This is a genomic window from Hymenobacter agri (assembly GCF_054778495.1).
On record NZ_BAAGZM010000732.1, the window covers coordinates 1 to 1859 of the forward strand.

A 1859-nucleotide genomic window follows, 5' to 3' on the forward strand; every position below is an offset into this window, starting at 1 on the left:
GCACACGCCGCACGGGGCCGGGTCGGCTTCATCGAAATAGCTGAGCAGCAGAATCTGGCGGCAGCGGGTGCCGCTCAGGTACTGGCCCACGGCGTGGGCTTTGGCGCGGGCCAGGTCGCGGGCCGCGGTCATCTTCACCTGGTCGAGCGGCAGCTTGGCGGCATCGTAGCGCGGGGTGGTGAACATGGCCTGCGGGGCCTCCTGCTTGGGCTGGTAGTGCAGAATGCCGGCCGTGTGCAGGTAGCGCAGCTGCTGGCGCACTTCCACCACGCTGCGGCGCAGGTGGGTGGCCAGCGCATTCTCCGAAATGGTCTGAAAATCAACAAACAGCTCGCCGCCGTGCAGCCGCAGCAGGGCTTTTATCAGCAAATCGTGCTGGGCGTTGGCCACCTGAAAGGCGTACAGGTCCTGATGATTGAGGATAAGGTGCACCCGCGCCGGCTGGTTCACGGCCTCGTTCAGCTGCACAAAGCCTTCGCGCTGCAAAATCCGGAGCGAGTTGTGGGCGTCCACGGCCTTGATGCGGTAGGTTTCGGCAAACTGCTGCAGGTCGAACTCGAACGCCGCCAGCTCGCCCCCGCCCACGGCCGTGCGTGAGTAGTTGGCCAGGGCCTGGTACACGCGCTTCACGGTATCGAGGGGCGGAAACGACTGGCTGGTGCGGCGGCGCAGCTCGTCGGCGTCGGACGGCCCGGCCAGCAGCACGGCGAAGGCGTACTGCCCGTCGCGCCCGGCGCGGCCGGCTTCCTGGTAATAGGCTTCAAGGGTGTCGGGGGCGTCGAGGTGGGCCACGAGGCGCACGTCGGGCTTGTCGATGCCCATGCCGAAGGCGTTGGTGGCCACAATCAGGCGCACTTTATCGGCAATCCAATCCTGCTGCACCTTGGTGCGCTTGTCGGCCGGCAGGCCGGCGTGGTAGGCGGCGGCGGCAAAGCGGTGCTGCTGCAAAAAGGCCGCAGTGTCCTCCGTTTGCCGCCGCGTGCGGGCGTACACGATGCCGGTTTTGCCGGGCCCCACGCCGCGCACCACTTCCAGCAGCCGGCGCAGCTTGTCTTCGGTATGCAGCACAGAGTACGACAGCTTGGGCCGGGCGAAGCTCTGCCGGAATACCCCGAAACCCGGCCGGAACTGCAGCTTTTCCACGATGTCGGCCTGCACCTGGGCCGTGGCCGTGGCCGTGAGGGCGATGACCGGCGTGCCCGGCGGCAGCTTGGCGCGCAGCTCGGCAATGCGCAGGTAGGGCGGCCGGAAATCGTAGCCCCACTGCGAGAGGCAGTGCGCCTCGTCCACGGCCAGCAGGCCCACGGGCATCTTCGCCACCCGCACCTGAAACAGCTCCGTAAGCAGCCGCTCGGGGCTCACGTACAGAAACTTCACGTTGCGGCCGTACACGCAGTTGTCGAGCGCGTGGTCGATTTCCTGGTGGCTCATGCCCGCGTAGATGGCCTCTGCTTTCAGCCCGCGCTTGCGCAGGTTGTCCACCTGGTCTTTCATTAGGGCAATGAGCGGCGACACCACAATGCAGATGCCCGGCCGGGCCAGCGCCGGCACCTGAAAGCAGATGCTTTTGCCGCCGCCGGTGGGCAGCAGCGCCAGCGTGTCGTGCCCGTTGAGCACGTAATTGATAATCTCCTCCTGCCCGGGCCGAAAGGCCGCGTGCCCCCAGTGCTCCTTCAGCAGGGCCAGTGGGGCAGTTTCGGTAGGGGAGGAGGACATGGGGCGAAGGTACGGCCGAGGGCGCCTCAGTTACCACCATTTCCGGGCTCGGAAAGGCCGGGCCCACGGAGCCGCGCCCGGTTAAGCGCTGGCCCGGCGCGGTAGGTGCCCCGACGCTGGCGCCCCAGCGTTGCGCAGCGCGA

1 protein-coding gene is annotated in these 1859 nt (G+C 67.3%); it reads right to left on the bottom strand.

The annotated features are described in order from the left end of the window. Positions 1-1716: RecQ family ATP-dependent DNA helicase (locus tag ACYVDE_RS21505; RefSeq protein ID WP_460503586.1), on the bottom strand; the 1716-nt coding region annotated here is incomplete at its 3' end. Positions 1717-1859: the final 143 nt, after the last annotated feature.